General features: G+C 39.3%; 1 protein-coding gene. It reads right to left on the reverse strand.

The window, feature by feature from the left end:
• A partial coding sequence (locus tag AC1DND_RS29230; protein ID WP_477586522.1) for a TolB family protein occupies nucleotides 1–430 on the reverse strand: 430 nt, incomplete at its 3' end.
• Nucleotides 431–545 lie beyond the last annotated feature (115 nt).

A 545-nucleotide genomic window follows, 5' to 3' on the forward strand; every position in this document is an offset into this window, starting at 1 on the left:
CACCTATCTTCCATAAGTTTTTACTGTTAAAAATATTGAAAGCGATCGCAGCTCCATCAGGCGACCACATGGCCTGATAATAATTATTACTATTTACCTGCAATTTACCCTGGCTCTTGTTTTCCATATCAGCAATCCAAATGGATCTGTTCCCGGCCGAATCGCTCAGRGTATATGCCAGTTTATTTCCATCAGGAGAAATAGCCGGATCGGTAGCACCGCCGAACGAAATCTGTTTCATGGTATCGATACTCGTGGCTACAATTTTATCTCCGTCCTGATAGGCTAACGCGAAATTTTTACTGCTTAAAGAAACAGTATCTAAAACGGCTTTCGCATTTTCTGCCTCGGATTTATTGCTTTTGCAGGAAGTAATTAATGCAACGCAGGGAATTAAAATAGAAACTAATGTGGTGCTGATTGTCGTCATGTACAATTTTACAAATAGTTTTTGTGTCTGCGGTTTTTGAAGGGAAGCAGAAGCTATATTTTACTTAATACAAACTTTGTGTTAGTCGATTTTATCCTTCGCTCTGATTCCTGTC

This window comes from Pedobacter sp. 01N416, from assembly GCF_056399685.1.